This window comes from Streptomyces sp. NEAU-YJ-81 (assembly GCF_017592595.1).
Lineage (GTDB): Bacteria > Actinomycetota > Actinomycetes > Streptomycetales > Streptomycetaceae > Streptomyces > Streptomyces hygroscopicus_B.
In genome coordinates this window covers 98,507-116,894 of sequence record NZ_JAGFNO010000026.1, presented here as the reverse complement: position 1 = coordinate 116,894, position 18,388 = coordinate 98,507, and the positions used below count along the sequence as shown (strand labels likewise).

18 protein-coding genes and 1 pseudogene are annotated in these 18,388 nt (G+C 71.0%); 7 read left to right on the top strand and 12 right to left on the bottom strand.

Annotation, left to right across the window (positions count from 1 at the left end; all coding sequences use genetic code 11):
* Window positions 1–88 precede the first annotated feature (88 nt).
* Both J5X86_RS37980 and J5X86_RS37975 read left to right on the top strand, forming a co-directional pair.
* Window positions 89–286: a hypothetical protein gene (locus tag J5X86_RS37980; RefSeq protein ID WP_014060111.1), complete on the top strand. Its 198-nt coding sequence runs from the start codon at window positions 89–91 to the stop codon at window positions 284–286.
* 10 nt (window positions 287–296) lie between these two features.
* Window positions 297–977, top strand: coding sequence for a DUF4191 domain-containing protein (locus J5X86_RS37975; protein WP_078641007.1), 681 nt, complete (start codon window positions 297–299; stop codon window positions 975–977).
* A 132-nt stretch (window positions 978–1,109) separates the two neighbouring features.
* On the opposite strand, the gene J5X86_RS37970 is transcribed toward J5X86_RS37975, so the two are convergent.
* Window positions 1,110–1,577: an RDD family protein gene (locus tag J5X86_RS37970; RefSeq protein WP_208521207.1), complete on the bottom strand. Its 468-nt coding sequence runs from the start codon at window positions 1,575–1,577 to the stop codon at window positions 1,110–1,112.
* A gap of 254 nt (window positions 1,578–1,831) precedes the next feature.
* On the opposite strand from J5X86_RS37970, the gene glnA reads away from it, so the two are divergent.
* Complete coding sequence (gene glnA / locus J5X86_RS37965) at window positions 1,832–3,241, top strand: type I glutamate--ammonia ligase (RefSeq protein ID WP_208521206.1); 1,410 nt, start codon at window positions 1,832–1,834, stop codon at window positions 3,239–3,241.
* A gap of 69 nt (window positions 3,242–3,310) precedes the next feature.
* Here glnA and J5X86_RS37960 read toward each other — a convergent pair whose 3' ends face one another.
* From J5X86_RS37960 to J5X86_RS37945, 6 genes and pseudogenes are all read right to left on the bottom strand, one after another.
* Window positions 3,311–4,504, bottom strand: coding sequence for an Ig-like domain-containing protein (locus J5X86_RS37960; protein WP_208521205.1), 1,194 nt, complete (start codon window positions 4,502–4,504; stop codon window positions 3,311–3,313).
* Window positions 4,505–4,868: 364 nt separating this feature from the next.
* A complete protein-coding gene (locus J5X86_RS37955) occupies window positions 4,869–6,224 on the bottom strand; it encodes a hypothetical protein (protein ID WP_208521240.1) in 1,356 nt (451 codons plus the stop codon).
* A gap of 129 nt (window positions 6,225–6,353) precedes the next feature.
* The gene (locus J5X86_RS51270; RefSeq protein ID WP_243982486.1) at window positions 6,354–6,512 is read right to left on the bottom strand and encodes a hypothetical protein; all 159 of its coding nucleotides are present in this window, start codon (window positions 6,510–6,512) and stop codon (window positions 6,354–6,356) included.
* A complete protein-coding gene (locus J5X86_RS51265) occupies window positions 6,493–7,230 on the bottom strand; it encodes an Ig-like domain-containing protein (protein WP_308124839.1) in 738 nt (245 codons plus the stop codon). Before J5X86_RS51265 ends, J5X86_RS51270 begins: the two co-directional genes overlap by 20 nt.
* Before the next feature lie 124 nt (window positions 7,231–7,354).
* Window positions 7,355–7,576 (bottom strand): annotated as a pseudogene (locus J5X86_RS51260) (Ig-like domain-containing protein); the annotation flags it as partial.
* Window positions 7,577–7,925: 349 nt separating this feature from the next.
* Window positions 7,926–8,564 carry a LysE family translocator gene (locus J5X86_RS37945; RefSeq protein WP_078647363.1) on the bottom strand — a complete coding sequence of 213 codons (639 nt, stop codon included), beginning with the start codon at window positions 8,562–8,564 and terminating at the stop codon, window positions 7,926–7,928.
* Between the two features lie 221 nt (window positions 8,565–8,785).
* Between J5X86_RS37945 and J5X86_RS37940 the strand changes: the two genes are divergently transcribed.
* Entirely contained in the window at window positions 8,786–10,744 is a 1,959-nt protein-coding gene (locus J5X86_RS37940; RefSeq protein ID WP_208521204.1) for an ATP-binding cassette domain-containing protein, read from the top strand.
* 103 nt (window positions 10,745–10,847) lie between these two features.
* Here the strand turns inward: J5X86_RS37940 and J5X86_RS37935 are convergent, their stop codons facing one another.
* Window positions 10,848–11,357, bottom strand: a complete 510-nt coding sequence (locus J5X86_RS37935; protein ID WP_059143215.1) for an inorganic diphosphatase — start codon at window positions 11,355–11,357, stop codon at window positions 10,848–10,850.
* Between the two features lie 83 nt (window positions 11,358–11,440).
* Window positions 11,441–12,160 (bottom strand): TetR/AcrR family transcriptional regulator, encoded by a 720-nt coding sequence (locus J5X86_RS37930; RefSeq protein WP_208521203.1) that lies wholly within the window; start codon window positions 12,158–12,160, stop codon window positions 11,441–11,443.
* 120 nt (window positions 12,161–12,280) lie between these two features.
* On the opposite strand from J5X86_RS37930, the gene J5X86_RS37925 reads away from it, so the two are divergent.
* From J5X86_RS37925 to J5X86_RS37915, 3 genes are read left to right on the top strand one after another with little or no spacing between them, the layout of a single operon-like run.
* The gene (locus J5X86_RS37925; RefSeq protein ID WP_208521202.1) at window positions 12,281–13,336 is read left to right on the top strand and encodes a medium chain dehydrogenase/reductase family protein; all 1,056 of its coding nucleotides are present in this window, start codon (window positions 12,281–12,283) and stop codon (window positions 13,334–13,336) included.
* Window positions 13,333–14,808, top strand: a complete 1,476-nt coding sequence (locus J5X86_RS37920) for a carotenoid oxygenase family protein (RefSeq protein WP_208521201.1) — start codon at window positions 13,333–13,335, stop codon at window positions 14,806–14,808. Before J5X86_RS37925 ends, J5X86_RS37920 begins: the two co-directional genes overlap by 4 nt.
* 44 nt (window positions 14,809–14,852) lie before the next feature.
* Complete coding sequence (locus J5X86_RS37915) at window positions 14,853–15,485, top strand: GntR family transcriptional regulator (RefSeq protein WP_208521200.1); 633 nt, start codon at window positions 14,853–14,855, stop codon at window positions 15,483–15,485.
* An 82-nt stretch (window positions 15,486–15,567) separates the two neighbouring features.
* On the opposite strand, the gene J5X86_RS37910 is transcribed toward J5X86_RS37915, so the two are convergent.
* The 3 genes from J5X86_RS37910 to J5X86_RS37900 all read right to left on the bottom strand — a co-directional run bounded on the left by J5X86_RS37910 (window position 15,568) and on the right by J5X86_RS37900 (window position 18,302).
* On the bottom strand, window positions 15,568–15,948 hold the full coding sequence (locus tag J5X86_RS37910) for a cupin domain-containing protein (protein WP_208521199.1): 381 nt from the start codon (window positions 15,946–15,948) through the stop codon (window positions 15,568–15,570).
* Entirely contained in the window at window positions 15,945–16,754 is an 810-nt protein-coding gene (locus J5X86_RS37905) for a carbon-nitrogen hydrolase family protein (RefSeq protein WP_208521198.1), read from the bottom strand. Before J5X86_RS37905 ends, J5X86_RS37910 begins: the two co-directional genes overlap by 4 nt.
* 195 nt (window positions 16,755–16,949) lie before the next feature.
* Complete coding sequence (locus J5X86_RS37900; RefSeq protein ID WP_208521197.1) at window positions 16,950–18,302, bottom strand: MFS transporter; 1,353 nt, start codon at window positions 18,300–18,302, stop codon at window positions 16,950–16,952.
* Between the last annotated feature and the right edge of the window lie 86 nt (window positions 18,303–18,388).

Sequence of the window (18,388 nt, the reverse complement as noted above, 5' to 3'; positions counted from 1 at the left end):
GCACTGGTAACACCAATGGGTAACGATTGAGCCACGCACTGCTTATACGTTGTGCGTAGCGATCATCCGCCGCTTTCGAGGGGTATCCATGCCGGCTGCGCCCGTACGCCCGTCCGTCACCGACGCGCTCCTCGTCCTGGAGGGTCTGCTGCTGCGGGGCGGGCAGCGAACCGCCCGCCGCAACGCCTGGACGGCCGTGCTCGAGGACCGCCGTCGGGCCAAGGACCGGGACGAGGCCGAACACGTGCTGGAGGCCGTGTCCACCAGTACCTCCCAGGCCACGTAAACTTCGCTGTATGGCGAGGAAGGAAACATCCGAGAACCCCGGGCGGCTGAAGCAGATCGCCCTGACCTACAAGATGACCAAGCGGGTCGACCCGAAGGTCACTCTTGTCGTCGCCGGCGTGGGGATTGTCACCTTCGGTGTCCTTCTCGCGATCGGCTTCCTGATCGGTCACCCGATCTTCGCTGGCATCCTGGGCTTCGTCCTGGCATTCCTCGCGATGGCGATCATTTTCGGCCGCCGTGCCGAGCGGGCCGCCTTCGGACAGATGGAGGGCCAGCCGGGCGCGGCGGCGGCGGTGCTGGAGAACGTGGGCCGCGGCTGGTCGGTGACCCCCGCGGTGGCCATGAACCGGAACCAGGACGTCATCCACCGCGCGGTGGGCAAGGCGGGCGTCGTGCTGGTCGCCGAGGGCAACCCGAACCGGCTCAAGGGCATGCTGGCCGCCGAGAAGAAGAAGATGGCGCGCATCGTCGCGGAGGTCCCGGTCCACGATGTGATCGTGGGCTCCGGCGAGGGCCAGGTCGAGATCAAGAAACTCCGCACCACGCTGCTGAAGCTTCCGCGGGTGCTGCCGGGCGCACAGGTCACGGTGGTCAACGATCGGCTGCGCGCACTGGGCGATCTGATGAGCAACATGCCGATTCCGAAGGGTCCGATGCCCAAGGGGATGCGGATGCCGAAGGGGCGCTGAGCGCTCCCCGCACCGAAACGGATACGAGACGGCGGCCCGGACATGGAGTCCGGACCGCCGTTTCGTACGTAACGCCGTTGTACGCAATCCGTACGGGTGTGATCCCGCGCCGTACAGGTGTGATCCCGGGACTCAGACCCTGATCTGCACGGCCCGGGAGAGCCGGTCGTGCAGCCCGCGGGTGTCGCGGTCCCAGACCACCGCCGGGATGACCAGCAGCACCAGCACACTGCGCAGCACGGCCTTCGGCAGGCTCAGCCGCACCCCGCCCTCGCCGATGACCCGCAGCTTCAGCAGCAGCTTGCCGGGGGTGGCACCGACGGTGCCCACGGTGACCAGGCTCAGCACCAGGAAGACCAGCAGCGCCCAGTTCCCGGCGGCCTGGGCGTCGCGGCCGGACAGCAAGGCGTAGGAGACGAGCAGGCACAGGGCCCAGTCGATGAAGAGCGCCCCGAAACGGCGTCCCAGCGGCGCTATGGCGCCCGGTCCGCTCTCGGGGAGCCCGAGCCCCTGGCCCCGGTAGCCGAAGTCGACGCCCATGTCCTCGGCGGCCGCGCGGGGCCCGGAAAGCCACGATCCGATTGCTTGCCTCTTGTCCACCCGTCTACGTTACTGCGACCGCATACGTTCCCCGGGCCTGGCCCCCGCCCGCTGCTTCCGGGCAGGGCATTCGGCGCCTTTTCCGAGGCCACGAGGTCCCCGTAACCCCCCTCGGGCCGGTTAACCTGGGTGAAACAAATGGGTCATGCCCGGGAAATCCCGTCTGCCTATGGTCGGCGACAGCGCGCCACCGCACATGGACCGCGCGACCGGACAAATCCCCGTCCCACCGCGGCCGGGCTAGGAGGAGTTGGATGTTCCAGAACGCCGACGACGCTCGGAAGTACATCTCGGACGAGGACGTCAAGTTCGTCGACGTCCGCTTCTGCGACCTTCCCGGCGTCATGCAGCACTTCACCGTACCGGCGGAGGCGTTCGACCCGAACGAGGAGCTGGCCTTCGACGGCTCGTCGATCCGCGGCTTCCAGGCCATCCACGAGTCGGACATGGCCCTGCGCGCGGACCTCTCCACGGCCCGGGTCGACCCGTTCCGCCGGGACAAGACCCTCAACATCAACTTCTTCATCCACGACCCGATCACGGGTGAGCAGTACAGCCGTGACCCGCGGAACATCGCCAAGAAGGCCGAGGCGTACCTCGCCTCCACCGGTATCGCGGACACCGCGTACTTCGGCCCGGAGGCGGAGTTCTACGTCTTCGACAGCGTGCGCTTCGACACCAAGGCGAACGAGTCCTTCTACCACATCGACTCCGAGGCGGGCGCCTGGAACACCGGCGCGCTTCAGGACAACCGTGGCTACAAGGTCCGCTACAAGGGCGGCTACTTCCCGACCCCGCCGGTCGACCACTTCGCCGACCTGCGCGCCGAGATCAGCCTCGAGCTGAACAAGGCCGGTCTCCAGGTCGAGCGCCAGCACCACGAGGTGGGCACCGCCGGCCAGGCCGAGATCAACTACAAGTTCAACACGCTGCTGGCCGCGGCCGACGATCTGATGCTGTTCAAGTACATCGTCAAGAACGTGGCGTGGAAGAACGGCAAGACCGCGACCTTCATGCCGAAGCCGATCTTCGGTGACAACGGCTCGGGCATGCACGTCCACCAGTCGCTGTGGCAGGGCGGCTCCCCGCTCTTCTACGACGAGCAGGGCTACGCGGGCCTGTCGGACACCGCCCGCTACTACATCGGCGGCATCCTCCGGCACGCCCCGTCGCTGCTGGCCTTCACCAACCCGACGGTGAACTCCTACCACCGCCTGGTCCCGGGCTTCGAGGCGCCGGTCAACCTGGTGTACTCGCAGCGTAACCGCTCCGCCGCGATGCGTATCCCGATCACCGGCTCCAACCCGAAGGCCAAGCGCGTCGAGTTCCGCGCCCCGGACTCCTCCGGCAACCCGTACCTGGCCTTCTCCGCCCTGCTCCTCGCGGGCCTGGACGGCATCAAGAACAAGATCGAGCCGGCCGAGCCGATCGACAAGGACCTCTACGAGCTCGCCCCCGAGGAGCACGCGGGCGTCCCGCAGGTCCCGACCTCCCTCCCGGCCGTCCTCGACTCCCTCGAGGCCGACCACGAGTTCCTCCTCCAGGGCGGGGTCTTCACCTCCGACCTGATCGAGACCTGGATCGACTACAAGCGCACCAACGAGATCGCGCCGCTGCAGCTGCGCCCGCACCCGCACGAGTTCGAGCTCTACTTCGACGTGTGAGCCGACGTCTGAGCGTGGCTGAGCCCCGCCACCGCCCCTCGGGCGGCGGCGGGGCTCAGTGCTGTTCGGTCAGGTGATGGTCTGGTTGTTGGTTCCGGTCGACCCGTTGAAGTTGGTGTCGCCGGAGTAGACCGCGGTGATGGTGTAGCCGCCCGCGGGCAAGCTGGCCGAGGTGTCGGTGAAGAAGGCGAACCCGGAGGCGTCCACGCTGCCGGTGCCGGTGACGGTGTTCGTCCCATCGGTGATGGTGAAGGTGACCGTTCCGGTACGGACGCCCGCCCCGGGGGGCACGGGCTGCACGAAGGCGACGTAGGTGACGTCCTGCCCTGCCGTGGAGGGGTTGGGGCTGGAGCTGACCGAGGTGGTCGTCGACGCCTTGTTCACCGTCTGCGTGGGCAGTGTCCCGGACGATGCGGCGAAGTTGGCGTCACCGCTGTAGGTGGCCGTCACGGTGTGCGGACCCGTGCCCAGGTTACTGAAGGTTTCCGACGCCGTGCCGCCCATCAGCGCCTTGATGACCGTACCGCCCCCGGTGCCGCTGACCATGATGGTGACCGTACCGGTCGGGGTCCCGGTCGCGGGCGGGTTCGGCGTCACCGTGACGGTGAACGTCACGGGCTGCCCGAACACGGACGGGTTCACCGAGGACGTCACCGTGGTCGTCGTCGCGGCCGGGGCCGGATTCACGGTGTGGGTGTCGGTGCCGGTGGACGGCAGGAAGTTGCCGTCGCCGGTGTAGAGGACGACCACGGGGTGGGTGCCGACGCCCAGGGTGTTGAGGGACAGCGTCGCCGTGCCGCCCACCAGCGGCTGGACGAACGTACCGCCACCGGAGCCGCCGATGATGAAGGTGACCGTGCCGGTCGGGACGCCCGCACCGGGCGCGACCGGGGTGACCGTGGCGGTGAACGTCACCGACTGCCCCAGCGACGACGGATCCGGCGCCGACGTCACCGACGTCGTCGTCGACGCCTGCGTGACGAGGATGACATTGGTGCCGGTGGAGGAGGTGAAGTTGGTGTCGCCGTTGTAGGTGGCGACGACGGGGTGAGCGCCGACACTCAGCCCCGCCGGGACGGTGACCGAGGTCGTCCCGCCCGACAAGGTCCCCATGAGGGTGGGGCCGCCGGTGACGACGAAGGTGACGGTGCCGGTGGGTGTTCCGACACCGAGCGGGATCACGGTGGCGGTGAGGGTGACGGACTGTCCGAACGCCGCGGGGTTCGGCGACACCGTGACCAGGGTGACAGTGGGTGAAGGCATGACTGGCCCTCCAAATGGTGTGGGGTGGTGGGCCGTTACTCGCCACGCATGCCTGTGACAGGGCGCGGCGGCGTATCGGAGGCTAGGGGGTGCGCACTTACGGCGATCGACGCGGGGACATCCCCGCGTCGCCGTCCCCCGGCAGATGTGGAACCCACCGGTCTGTAGCACCAGTAGGCGCGTGGCTCGCCGCCAACGCCATAGATATGACGCCGAATTACCTCATATAGCGCAGCGCTCGACGGCTCCCCCAGCGCACCTCCCGCACCCTGTGCGGCGCGCATCCTCCATCCCAGGCCACCGCGTACGCACCGCGCACGTTCGCATGCTTCGCTGCGCGGTGACGGATGTGCCCCGGTCGGTCCTAGCCGCTGTCGCCGAAGCCTCCCCCGAAGCCACCGCCGTCGCCGAAGCCTCCCCCGAAGCCCCCACCGTCGCCGTAGCCACCGCCGTCACCGCCGCCCCCGGAGTCGCCGAAGCCACCGCCGAAGTCGCCGGTGTCGTAGCCGGGGCCGAGGGACCCGCCCAGCAGCGTGCCGATCAGCAGCCCGGGCAGCAGCATCGAGCCGTATCCGCCGAAGTACCCGCTGGCCCAGGGCCCGTAGGCCGGACCGGCCTCCCAGTAGGGGCGTCGCCGGTCGCCGCCGACCGGGACGGTGCGGGCGTCCGGATCGAGGCCGTCGTCGATGCGGGTGGCGTCCGCGGCGCAGGCGGGGACGGAGCGCTGGGTGCCGCCCGAGGGCGCCCACTGGACGTCCCGGACCGAAGGGCCGTGCCGCGGGTCGAAGAAGCACGGCGGGCGGCGCTCGGGCAGTGGCCCGCCCTCGCGGCGGGCATCGAGCACCGCCAGTGCGAAGCGGCCCTCCTCCAGCGCCTCGGTCACCGGCCGTACGTCCTCCGGGCGCCGGGCGGCGGCCGACTTGGCCTTCGCCTCCTCGTAGGCGTCCAGGGCGCGGCCGTAGTCGTCCGCCATCTCGGGGGTGGACGCCGGGTCGGCCGGGTCGAAGCCGGTCCGGCTGAGCTTCTCGCCGTACGCGGTGATGTCCTCCTCGACCGCGCCGCGCACCTGCTCCAGCTCGGCCCGCTCGCGCTCGCGGCGCTGCTTGCGGGTGCGCCGCAGCAGGTAGAGACCGCCTCCGCCGACGGCGGCCAGAATGATCAGCACCACCACGGTGTCCCCCACCGACAGACCGGTGGAGTCCCGCGCGCCCTGGTCGCCGCCGGTCCCCTGGCCGCCCCGGTCGTGGGTCGCCTTGGCCGCGTCGGTCACGAAGCCGTCCAGGACCGCCGCCAGGTCGCGCGGGTGCTGCCGCAGGTTCTGCTCCGCCAGCGCCTGCGAGGTGCGTCCCGGCAGCACCGAGGTGTCGGAGGCCGCCCCGAAGGAGGAGCCGAGCGCCACCGCGTAGATGCCGGGACGGTCGACGGCGGCCCGCAGCCGCCCGAAGACACGCTCGCCTCCGTACGCGGGATTGTCCGGCAGGACGGCGACGTAGACGGGCACGCCCGCGTCGCGGATATGTGCCACCAGGCGGCGTGCCTGTCCGGTGCTCAGTGCGTCGGAGGCGCCGGGGTCGACGTATACGGGGCTGTTCCGCAGCGCCTTGCCGATCTTGTTCACATCCGTTTCGGCACGCGCGCCCCCGGCGGTGAGCAGCACCGCCGTCAGAGCGACGAGGACGGCCAGCAGCAGCGTGCCCCATCGCGGCGTCTTGATGGACACATCTCGCGATTACCCGTATAGGAGGCATATATGCATAGATCCGGCTTTCGGTGCGGGTCGACGTCCGGCGTGCGTGGCTGGGCCCCGCCACTGCCCCTTTCGGCGGTGGCGGGGCCCAGTGCTGTGGGATCAGCTCGTAGTGGTGGTCACCGTGCCGCTCTCCGGCTCGGTGACGACCTGGGTGAACTCGGAGACGCCGGAGGCGCCGAAATTGGCGTCCCCCGCGTAGAAGGCGTCGACGTCCCAGTTGCCTGCCGACAGCGCCACTTCAAAGGAAGGCGAATCCATTGGTGTCCACGGTGGGGCTGGCGGTGAGGGTGTCCACACCGTTGGTGAGGGTGAAGGTGACCGTGCCCGTCGGGGTGCCGTCGCCGGGCGGGATGGCCTCCACGAAGGCGACGAAGTCGACGGGCGTGCCCGCCTCGGACGGGTTGGGGTTGGAGCTGATCGTGGTCCTGGAGTTCGCGGGGTTCACCACCTGCGTGAGCGGCGCCGACGTCGACGTGGCGAAGTTGGTGTCACCGTTGTAGGTGGCGGTCACGGTGTGCGACCCCGTGCCCGGGCCGCTGGTGATGAACGTCGCCGTGCCGCCCGTCAGCGGCTGGGTGAACGTGCCCCCGCCCGTACCGCTGATCACGAAGGTGACCGAACCGGTCGGGGTGCCGGTCGCGGGCGGGTTCGGCGTGACCGTGGCGGTGTACGTGACCGGCTGCCCGAAGACGGACGGGTTGGCCGAGGACGTCAGCGTGGTGGTCGTCGCCGCGGGGCCGGGGTTCACGGTGTGGGTGTCGGTGCCGGTGGACGGCAGGAAGTTGGTGTCGCCGCCGTAGAGGACGACCACGGCATTGGTGCCGACACCCAGGGTGCTGAGGGACAACGTCGCCGTGCCGCCCACCAGCGGCTGGACGAACGTACCGCCACCGGAGCCGCCGATGATGAAGGTGACCGTGCCGGTCGGGACGCCCGCACCGGGCGCGACCGGAGTGACCGTGGCGGTGAACGTCACCGAGGCCCCCAAGTGTCGAGGGATCCGGCACCGAGGACACCGATGTCGTCGTCGACGCCTGGATGACGGCGACGGCCGTGGTGCCGGTGGACGAGGTGAAGTTGGCGTCGCCGTTGTAGGTCGCGGTGACGATGTGGGTACCGACGCTCAGGTTGGGGACGGTGACCGAAGCCGTCCCGCCCGACAGCGTCCCGTTCAGGGTCGGGCCACCACTGACCACGAAGGTGACGGTGCCCGTGGGGGTTCCGGCGCCGAGCGGTATGACGGTGGCGGTGAGCGTGACCGACTGCCCGGACACCGCGGGATTCGGTGACGCCGTGACCAGGGTGACAGTGGGTGAAGCCATGACGGGCCCTCCAAATGGCGTGGAATGGTGGGCCGTTACTCGCCACGCGGGATTGTGAGCGCGCATGGCGGCGCATCGGAGACCAGGGGGTGCGCACATGCGGCGATCCACGCGGGGACATCCCCGCGTCGCCGTCCCCCGGCAGATGTGGTACCCACCGGTCTGTAGCACCAGTAGGCGCGCGACACACCGCCAACGCTATAGATACACCCCCGAATTACCCCATACGGCGCAGCGCCCACCCCTCCCCCCAGCGCACCCCCCACCCCACGCACGGCGCGCGCCGCCTCTCCCCAACTCCGCGCGCACGCGTGGCGCGCGGAGGGCGGTGCGGCGTCAGAGGGCGTGGCTAGTCCGTACGGCCGGTCGCGGCAACCGTGACGCCGAGGCCGATCATGGAGAGTCCGCCGACGCCGCCGACCAGGGCGAGGCGTCGCGGTGAGCGGGCGAACCAGGTGCGGGCGGTGGCCGCGGCCAGGCCCCAGACGCTGTCGGAGACCACCGCGATGGCGTTGAAGATCAGGCCGAGGAGCAGCATCTGCAGCGCGACATGCCCCTGGTCACGGTCGACGAACTGGGGCAGTACGGCGGCGAAGAACACGATCGTCTTGGGGTTGGCCACCCCGACCGCGAACCCCTCCCACAGGGTGCGCAGGCCCCCGCGGGCGGGGCCGTCGCCGGTGAAGGCGGCGTGCAGCGAGCGGCGCTGCCGCACCGCCTTGACGCCCAGGTGGACCAGATACGCGGCGCCGACCAGCTTCAGCGTGGTGAAGACGACGGCCGAGCGCTCCACCACGGACCCGACGCCCAGCGCCACGGCCACGACCAGCACATACGCCCCGAGCGTATTGCCGATGACCGTGGTCAGCGCCGCGCGGCGGCCCTGGGCCAGTGCCCGGCCGACCACGAAGAGCACGCTGGGGCCGGGGATCACGATCAGCAGAAAGGACATGGCCGCGAAGGCGAGCAGCCGGTCGGTGGACACCATGGGGCGCATCGAAGCACGCGAACGGGGCGCGGCTCCAGCTGTTTTCCCGGTCATCCGAAGTCACGTGAGGTCGGCTGAGGTCGCCTGAGGCGAGCGGGCCGCCTGGTGCGATGCGGCCGCTCCACGATCGGTGGACCTCGCCGTAAACCACGGGCGCCCGAGTCTCGGTCTGCGGCAATCTGAGGCATACCGAACGGAAAACACGCCCTCAGGGGGGATTTGTGACGTCCCGAACCACGGAGCAGGCGGAACAACCACCGGAACAGCCATCGAAGCAGCCGTCGGAACAGCCATCGGAACAACCGGCCGAGCGGCCCAGCGAGGAGTTACGGTTTCGGCCGCCCGCGCTGACGGCCTTGGAGAAGAACCCCGTCACCACCCGGGCCATGGCCCGCAGACTGCCCCAACTCGTCCGCCGTTCAATGGCGTTGGCCTGGAAGGTGGACCGGACGGCGGTGGTGGCGCTGCTGGTGTGCCAGGCGCTGTCGGGCTTCTTCGAGGCGTTCGGGCTGCTGGCCACCACGGGCACGATCACGGCGCTCATCTCCTCCGGCCACATCGCCGACCGGCTCCGGGACGCGCTGCCCTCGATCGCGGTGCTGGCGGGGGCGGCCGGGCTGCGGGCGCTGCTGGGGATCGCGGTCAGCAACATCTCCAGCAGGCTCTCCCCGCGGATCTCCCGGGAGGCCGAGACGCAGATGCTGGACGCGGCGATCAACGCCGAGCTGGCGGCGTACGACAACCCCGGGTTCAACGACAAGTGGGACGCCGCGGACCGGGGCGCCGAGGTGGCGCAGGATCTGATCACCGAGTCGCAGCAGCTCATGGCGTGTCTCTCGTCGCTGATCGCGGCGGCGGGCGTGGTCACCGTGCTGCATCCGGCGCTGCTGCCGCTGTTGCTGCTGACCGCGTTGCCGCAGGGGATCGCGGGGATGAAGGCGGCCCGGGTGCACTACGAGACCAGTCGCGCCATGAGCGCCGACCGGCGCACGCTCGGGCTGCTGCGCTGGTACATGGTGGACAAGGACATCGCCGATCAGCTCCGTTCCGGCACCATGGCGGAGTTTCTGCTGAAGCGGTACCGGGCCATCGGGGCGCGGGTGGACGCGGCCACCGACACGGCGGTCCACCGGGGCGCGCGGTACGCGGTGCTGGGCGCGCTGGCGGGAGGGCTGGCGTCCGGGCTGGTGTGGGTGTCGCTGGCGCTGCTGCTGGGCGCGGGGCAGATGTCGGTGGCGTCGGCGGGTACGGCGGTGTTCGCGCTGCGCACGGTGGGCGCTTCGCTGCAGGGGATGGTCGGTTACGGGACGCGGCTGTTCCGTACGGGGCTGTATCTGGACGACTGGGCGGAGTTCATCGAGGAGGCGGGCGGACACCGGATGCGGCGCGGCACCCGGGCCCCGGCGGCGCCGCGGGTGATCAGGGCCGAGGGGCTGACGTACGCCTATCCGGAATCCGACGCCCCGGCCCTGGACGATGTCACGCTCGAGGTGCGGCGGGGCGAGGTGCTCGCGCTGGTCGGGGAGAACGGCTCGGGCAAGACCACCCTGAGCAAGCTGCTGACCGGGCTCTATCTGCCCACCAAGGGCACGGTGACCTGGGACGGCGCGGATGTGGCGGGGCTGGATCCGCAGGCGATGTGGCGGCATACGGCGGTCGTGCCGCAGGACTACGCGCACTGGCCGCTGTCCGCCCGCGACAACATCACCCTGGGCCAGCCGCACGGCGGGGACGAGGCGGTCCGGGAGGCGGCGGTCCACTCCGGGGCGCATGAGGTGGTGGACGGGCTGCGCAGCGGGCTGGACACGCTGCTCGCCCGGCAGTGGTGGGGCGGGGTGGAGCTGTCCGGCGGGCAGTGGCAGCGCATCGCGCTGGCCCGCGCGTTCCACCGGCCCGCCGGACTGCTGGTGATGGACGAGCCCACCAGCGCGCTGGACGCCCGTGCCGAGCACCGGATCTTCGCGGGGCTGCGGCGGATGGCGGAGGACCGCGCCGTCGTCCTGGTCACGCACCGGCTGGCGAACGTCGCCGTGGCGGACCGCATCGTCGTGCTGGAGCGGGGGCGGGTGATCCAGCAGGGCACGTTCGCGGAGCTGACGGGGTGCCGCGGGCTGTTCCGGGAGTTGTGGGAGCTGCAGAACGACCGCGGGGTGCCGGCGCCGCGCGGGGAGACGGCCTGAGTGCGGGCCCTGCGCGGGCGGGCGCCCTGAGCGCCGGCGCTGGGCGGGGAGACGCCCAGGGCGCCGGCGGCACGCGGGCAGGTGCCCTGAGCGTCGACCCTGGTCAGGGGCTCGGGAACCAGCCGGTTTCGGCGGCGCGGACGCGGGAGGCGGCTATTTCGGCGTAGGCCCGATCACGGCCCTCCCAGTGGGAGCCCTCGACGGACTTGCCGGGCTCGAGGTCCTTGTAGACCTCGAAGAAGTGGGTGATCTCCCGCCGGTCGAATTCGGGGACGTCCTCGATGTCCTGGACGCCGACATAGCGCGGGTCATGGGCCGGGACGCAGAGGATCTTCTCGTCCGGGCCCTGCTCGTCGCGCATGCAGTACATGCCGATGGCGCGGCAGAGGATGACACAGCCGGGGAAGGTCGGCTCGGCGACGGTGACGAGGGCGTCCAGCGGATCGCCGTCCCGGCCGAGGGTGAGGTCGACGAAGCCGTAGTCGGCCGGATACTTCGTCGAGGTGAACAGCATCCGGTCCAGCCGGATCCGGCCGGTGTCATGGTCCATCTCGTACTTGTTGCGGGACCCCTCCGGGATCTCCACGACCACATCGAACTCACCATGCTCCATCGCGGCCTCCGGTCACCCGTGCGCTCCGCTGTCCTTCCAGTGTGCGCCCGGCCCGCAGGGCGGGCAGCTCGGACCTGGACACCTCAGCCACCCCGCACGAGGGCGTCGATCTCGGCCTCGAAGAGGACCGAGGGATCGAAGCCCATGCCCGTGAACTGGCCTTGCACATCAAGGCTGATCACTCCGTGGAGCCGGGTCCAGGTGCGCAGCGCACGGCCCTTCAGCTCGCCATCGGGCTCTTCCCCGGCCACCCAGGGGCCCGCACCCTCCAGATGGCGCGCCAGCGCGGCCTCGAGCTCGGTGAGGGGCTGCTCGCCGCTCATGGTGGCGCCACCGCCACCGCTCGCGTCACCCGCACCCGCACCCGCACCCGCACCCGCGACGGTGGCGCAGGCGTCGACGATGGTCCGCATCATCCCGGCCGCGATCTCGATGGTCTCCGGCGGCGCGTGGTAACCGGGCACCGGGGTCCCGTAGATGAGCAGATAGCGGTCGGGCTGCCGCTTCGCCCAGTCGCGCAGGGCGAGGGCCAGGGCGCGGAAGCGGTCGGCGGGGACGGCGTCGGCGACGGCCCGGGCGAGGGCCTCGGCCAGATCGCGGTAGGCGTCGGTGATCAGCTCGGTCAGCAGCTCGTCCCGGCTCGCGAAATAGCGGTAGAGCGCGGGGCCGGTCATGCCCATCGACTTCGCGATCGCGTTCACCGAGATGCCGGCGGTGCCCGACTCGGAGAGCTGGGCCAGGGCCACGGCCTTGGCCTCCTCCCGGGTCTGTTTGCGGTAGCGCTCTCGCCGTGCTGTCGCCATGGACGGGCCTCTCGTACGGGTCGTCGATTTCGGACTTGACACTTCGAGAGTAACAGGTTCATTGTTTGGTTAGAAGTTCTCACAACAACGAGAACTCCTCACATGGAAGCGAGATCCGCCATGATCACCGAAGTCGTTCTGCCGGGCCAGGTGGAGCCGGAGGGGCTCCAGCTCCGCACCCGCCCGCTGCCCGAGCCCGGTCACGGGCAGGCGCTGGTGGCCGTCGAGGCGTCGGGGGTCTCCTTCGCCGAGCAGCAGATGCGCCGCGGGAAGTACTACGACCAGCCGCCGTTCCCCTTCGTGCCCGGCTATGACCTGGTGGGCAGGGTGGTCTCGACCGGCCCCGGGGTGGATCCGGCCCTGCGGGGGCGCCGGTTCGCGGCACTCACGAAGATCGGCGGCTGGGCCAGCCACACCCTCGTCGACGCGGGCGATCTGGTGGAGGTCCCCGAAGGGGTGGACCCGGCGGAGGCCGAGACGGTGGTGGTCAACGGGATCACGGCCTGGCAGATGCTCCACCGCGTGGCCAAGGTGCGCCCCGGCTCGACCGTGCTGGTGCACGGGGCCAACGGCGGAGTGGGCACCACACTGGTCCAGCTCGCCCGCCATGCGGGCGTCAAGGTCATAGGCACCGCCTCGCCCCGCCATCACGACGCGGTGCGCGCCCTCGGCGCCACCCCTCTCGACTACCGCGATCCGGATCTGCCCGGCCGGGTGCGCGCGCTGGCGCCCGGCGGGGTCGACGCGGTCTTCGACCACATCGGCGGCGAGGGCATCGTGGACTCCTATCGGCTGCTCGCCCGCGGCGGCACGCTGGTCTCCTACGGCACGGCGGCCACCCGGGACATCCCCGGATCGTCCCGGAGCCCGGTGCTCAAGCTGCTCGCCCGCCTCACCCTGTGGAATCTGCTGCCCAACGGACGGGGGGCGCACTTCTACAACCTCTGGGCCGGACGGCGGCGGCTGGCCGCCTACCAGGCGCGGATCCGCGCCGATCTGGGGCAGGTGCTGGCGCTGCTGGCGAGCGGCGAGTTCACCGCACTGGTGGCGGCGCGGATTCCGCTCTCCGATGCCGCGGAGGCGATGCGGCTGGCCGAGTCCGGCACCGTCACCGGAAAGGTCGTCCTGGTCGCGGGCCAGGGGGCCGGCCAGGACGGCGAGGAGGGCGCGCGATGAGCGGCAAGCCCTTTGGCGAGCCCGATAAGCACGACGAGCATGACAAGCCCGGCAAGCCCTATGTCAGCGGCCACTACGCCCCGATGGCGGTGGAGTCGACCGTCTGGGGCCTCACCGTGCACGGCTCCCTGCCTCCCGAGCTGACCGGCCGCTATCTGCGCAACGGCCACAACCCCCCGCCCGGGGTGGTGCCGTCGCACTGGTTCAAGGGCAGCGGCATGGTCCATGGGCTGCGGCTGCGCGACGGAAGAGCGGAGTGGTACCGCAACCGCTGGGTGCGGACACCGGCCCTCCACAGCGCCATGGAGACGGCCGCGGGCGGCGAAGGGGCGGGCGCGGGCGGCGAGGGAATGGACCCGGGCGACGCAGGGGCGGATGGCGCGGCCGATCTCATCGCCAGCGTCGCCGGCACCCATGTGATCGAGCACGCGGGCCGCGTCCTGGCCCTCCAGGAGGCGAACCTCCCCTATGAGTTGACCGCCGAGCTGGCCACGGTCGGCGCCTACGACTTCGGGGGAAAGCTGACCCGGGCCATGACGGCGCACCCCAAGGAGGATCCGGTCAGCGGGGAGCTGCACTTCTTCTCGTACTCGCCGTTACCGCCCCATCTCGTCTATTACGTCGCGTCCCGCGACGGCCATATCGTCCGCGAGGAGACCATCGAGGGCGCGGGGCCCTCGCTGATGCACGACTTCGGGCTGACCGAGCGCTATGTGGTGTGGCTGGACCTGCCGGTCGTCTTCGACCCCGCCGAGCACTCCGGGATCCCCTACCGCTGGTCCGATGACTACCGGCCGCGCATCGGGCTCATGCCGCGCACCGGGCCGCCCCATGTCACCTGGTGCGAGGTGGAGCCCGGCGCCCTGCTGCATATCGCCAACGCCTATGAGGATCCGGCGGGCCGCATCGTCGTCGAGGGGCCGCGCTATGACCGGGCCGCCTGGCAGACCTCCTGGAAGTGGTGGACCGGCGCCCCGGGCCACGCCACCGTCCCGCTGGTCGGCTCCCTGCACCACCGCTGGGTCCTCGACCCCTCCGCGGGCACGGCGCGGGAGGAGCCGCTGGATGATCTGGTCACCGAGTTCCCCACGATCAACGACAGTGTGCTGGGGCGGCCCAGCCGCTATGGCTACGCCGTCGCCTTCCCCGGCAGCGGGCTGGAGGAGTACGCACTGGTCAAGTACGACGCGGCCACCGGGGCCCGGCAGATAGCTCCGACCGGACCGGGCCGGATGCCCGGGGAAGCGGTGTTCGTGCCCGCGGACGGGGGCGGAGGAGTGAGCGGAGGAGGGAGCGAGGACGATGGCTATCTCCTGACCCTCGTCAGCGACCTCCGCCGGGACGCCTCCGAACTGATCGTCCTGGACGCCCGGGACATCACGGCCGCCCCCGTCGCCACCGTGGAGCTGCCCCACCGCGTCCCCGCGGGGATCCACGGCTCCTGGATCCCCGACCCGGCCACCGGTCCGTGATAATTTTCGTATACGAGTTGTATGCGAAGCAGCATGGGGGCCCAGTGCCAGCGCAGTCCGGACGAGAAAAGGCGTACGCGTTCCTCAAGGAGACCGTGCTGACCGATCCCGACATGCAGGGCCGGTTCCTCACCGAGCAGGAGATCGCCGACCGGATCGGCATCTCCCGGACCCCGATCCGTGAGGCCCTGCTCCTGCTGGCGGCCGAGGACCTGGTCCAGCTCGTCCCCAAGCGGGGTGCGCATATCGCCCCGCTCTCCGGCCGGGAGATCACCGAACTGATGGAGCTACGCGGGATCGTCGAGCGCTACGCCGCCGAGCACACCATCGAGGCGGGCACGGTGCCGGTCGCGAAGCTGGTGGAGCTGCTGGACCGGCAGCGCGAGCTGATGGGGCCGGACCAGGCCAAGGAGTTCATCGCCATCGACCACCTCTTCCACGCGACCATGGTCGCCGCGATCGGCAATGAACTCCTCAACCGGCACTACGACGGACTGCGCAGCCGCCAGATCCGGGCCGGGGTGGTGGCCCTGTACAACCAGACCGGCCGTCAGGAGGAGGTGCTCGGTGAGCACCGGGCGATCCTGGACGCGGTGGCCTCCGGGGACAGGGAGGCGGCCCGCACGGCGATCAGCGCCCATCTGGAGTCGACGCTGAAGGTACTGCTCACCGGGTGAGTCACCGCCCGGCGCTCGGACGGGTGAGTCACCGCCCGGCGCTCGGACGGGTGAGTCACCGCCCGGCGGCCGGACCGGTAAGTCACCGCTCGGCGGGCGCCTCCGGATAGGTGATCACCAGCATGGTGACGCCCTCCTCGGAGACCCAGGGGCCATGCGGCATCCCCGGGGGCCGACAGGCGTAGAAGCCGCGCGAGAAGGTCCTCCCCAGGGTCAGATCGCGCATGCTGCCCTCCAGGAGATAGACCTCCTCCCAGCCGTCGTGGCGGGCGACCCCGGACGGGGAGGTGTCCGTCCCCGGCTCCCAGCGCACCAGGGCGGTGGTGTGGGAGCCGCTCCCGTCCACGGCCAGGATCTGTTCGCTGACCCCCACGCCCGCACCCGGCGGCCGCTGCCAGGGCCCGGAGGGCAGATGGAACTCGAGCTCCGGTTTGGCCCCTTCGGCCTCGCGGGCGCCGCTCACGGGTTTACCCCCAGCCTGCGGTTGGCCAGGACGGACACCGTGCGGCGCACCGCCGTGACCTCGTCGGTGTCGACGTCCCCCACCAGCAGCCCCGGCCCCGCGTCCAGCCGCTCCCGTACGGTGCCGTCGGGGCCGATCAGGGCGCTGTGGCCGATCCCGGTGGGGGCGGAGGCCGCGGCGGTCACGCCGGACGCCGCCGGATCGGCCTGGCCCACGGCCGCCAGCCAAATGGTGGCGTCGAGCGCCCGCGCCCGGGTCAGCAGCTCCCACTGCTCGCGCTTGCCGGGCCCCGCGCCCCAGGAGGCGGGCAGCACGGAGAGCACCGCGCCCGCGTCGGCGTGGGCCCGGAAGAGCTCGGGGAACCGTACGTCGTAGCAGGTGGCCAGGCCGATCCGGACGCCGTCGAGATCGAAGGTCACCACCTCGGCGCCCGGGGCCACGGTCTTGGACTCGGCGAAGCCGAAGGCGTCATAGAGATGGATCTTGTCGTAGGAGGTCTCCACCCCCGGGCCGGTGGCCAGCAGGGTGTTGGTCACCCGGCCGTCGGGCGCCGGGGTGAACATCCCGGCCACGACCACCAGCCCGGCATCCTTCGCGAGCTGCCGGACCTCGGTGGCCCAGGGCCCGTCCAGCGGTTCGGCGATCGGGCCGAGCCGGGTGCCGAAGCAGGCCATGGCCGCCTCCGGGAAGACGACCAGACGCGCCCCGGCCTCCGCCGCCCGCTGTGTCTCCTGGCGCAGAAGGGCGAGGTTCGAGGCCGGGTCCGGGCCCGTGGTGAGCTGGCTCAGTGCGATGCGGAGGGGCATGGCGGGTGCTGCCTCATTTCCTGGTCGGGAGGGTCGGAGTGTAGGCGGGGTGCCGGGGTACGCGGTCCCGTCCCGCGTACGTGATCCCATTCCGCCCCTTCCCCGGCGCGGCTCGCTTTACAGCTCCGCGGAACCGGGAGCCGGGAGCCGGGCGCGGGGCCAGGGCGGGGGCGGGACGGGACGGTGCGGGACGGGTCAGGACACGGCGGTGGAGGTGGCGTGGCCGACGGGGAGCGGCTCCGGCTCCTCCTCTTCGGCGGAGGAGGGGTCCCGGCCCAGCCAGAGGCCCGCCACCGTGACCGCGGCGGTGACCGCGATGTAGATGGCCAGCGGCACCCAGGCGTGATAGACCCCGAGCAGCGTGGTGAAGAGCAGCGGCGCGACCGCGCCGCCGATGATCCCGGCGAGGGTGTAGGCGAGCGAGGAGCCGGTGTAGCGCAGCCGCGGGGAGAACTGCTCGGCGACGAAGGCTGCCTGCGGCCCGTACATCAGGGAGTGGATCACCAGCGCGCCGACGACCCCGAGGGTGAGCAGCGCCCAACTGCCGTCCGCGACCAGCGGGAAGAACAGAAACGGCCAGACACCGGCGGCGACGGCGGCGCCCGCGTACAGCCACCGCCGGTTGACGCGGTCCGAGAGCGCCCCGGCCAGCGGGATGAGCACGATCTGCAGCGAGGAGCCGATCAGCACGGCGGTGAGCGCCGAGCCGCGTGACATGTCGAGTTCCTCGGTGGCGTAGGTGAGCACGAAGACGGTGAACATCGCGTACAGCACATCGGGGGCGACCCGGCAGAGGATCGCGGCGGTCAGCGCCCTCGGCTGGGTGGTGAACACCTCGCGCACCGGTGCCTCCGGGCGGTCCTGCGCGGCCTCCATCGCCTTGAAGACCGGGGTTTCCTCCAGCTTGGCCCGGACCCACAGGCCGAATCCCACCAGGGCGCCGGAGAGCAGGAACGCCACCCGCCAGCCCCAGCTGATGAACTGGTCCTCCGTCAGCGCCGCGCCCAGCGCGGCCAGGACGCCGTTGGCCAGCAGATTGCCCGCCGGAGGGCCGACCTGCGCGGCGGAGGCGTAGAAGCCGCGTCGCCGCGGATCGCCGAACTCGCTGGACAGCAGCACCGCACCGCCCCACTCACCGCCGACGCCGACGCCCTGTGCGAAGCGCAGCAGCACCAGCGCGGCGGGGGCCGCGACACCGACCGTGGCGTAGGTGGGCAGCAGCCCGATCAGCAGCGTGGCGCTGCCGATGAGCACGAGCGTCGCGATGAGCACCTTCTTGCGGCCGATGACATCGCCGAGCCGGCCGAAGACGAAGCCGCCCAGCGGCCGGGACACATAGCCGACGGCGTAGGTGGAGAACGCCAGCAGGGTGCCGGTGAAGGGGTCCTTGGAGGGGAAGAAGAGGTCGCCGAAGACCAGGGCCGCGGCGGCGGAGTAGACGGCGAAGTCGTACCACTCCAGGGCGGTGCCGGTGAGGCTGGCGACGAAGGCGCGGCGAACCCCGGACCGGTCGGCCCGGGGCGGTGCGCTCGATGCGGTGGGCTGCATGTTCCGTCCTCGAGGTGGTGCGTGAGGCTTACGTGATGGTACGTGGTGTTTGCGCGGTGGTGCGATGAGATGGTCGGGGGGTGTGC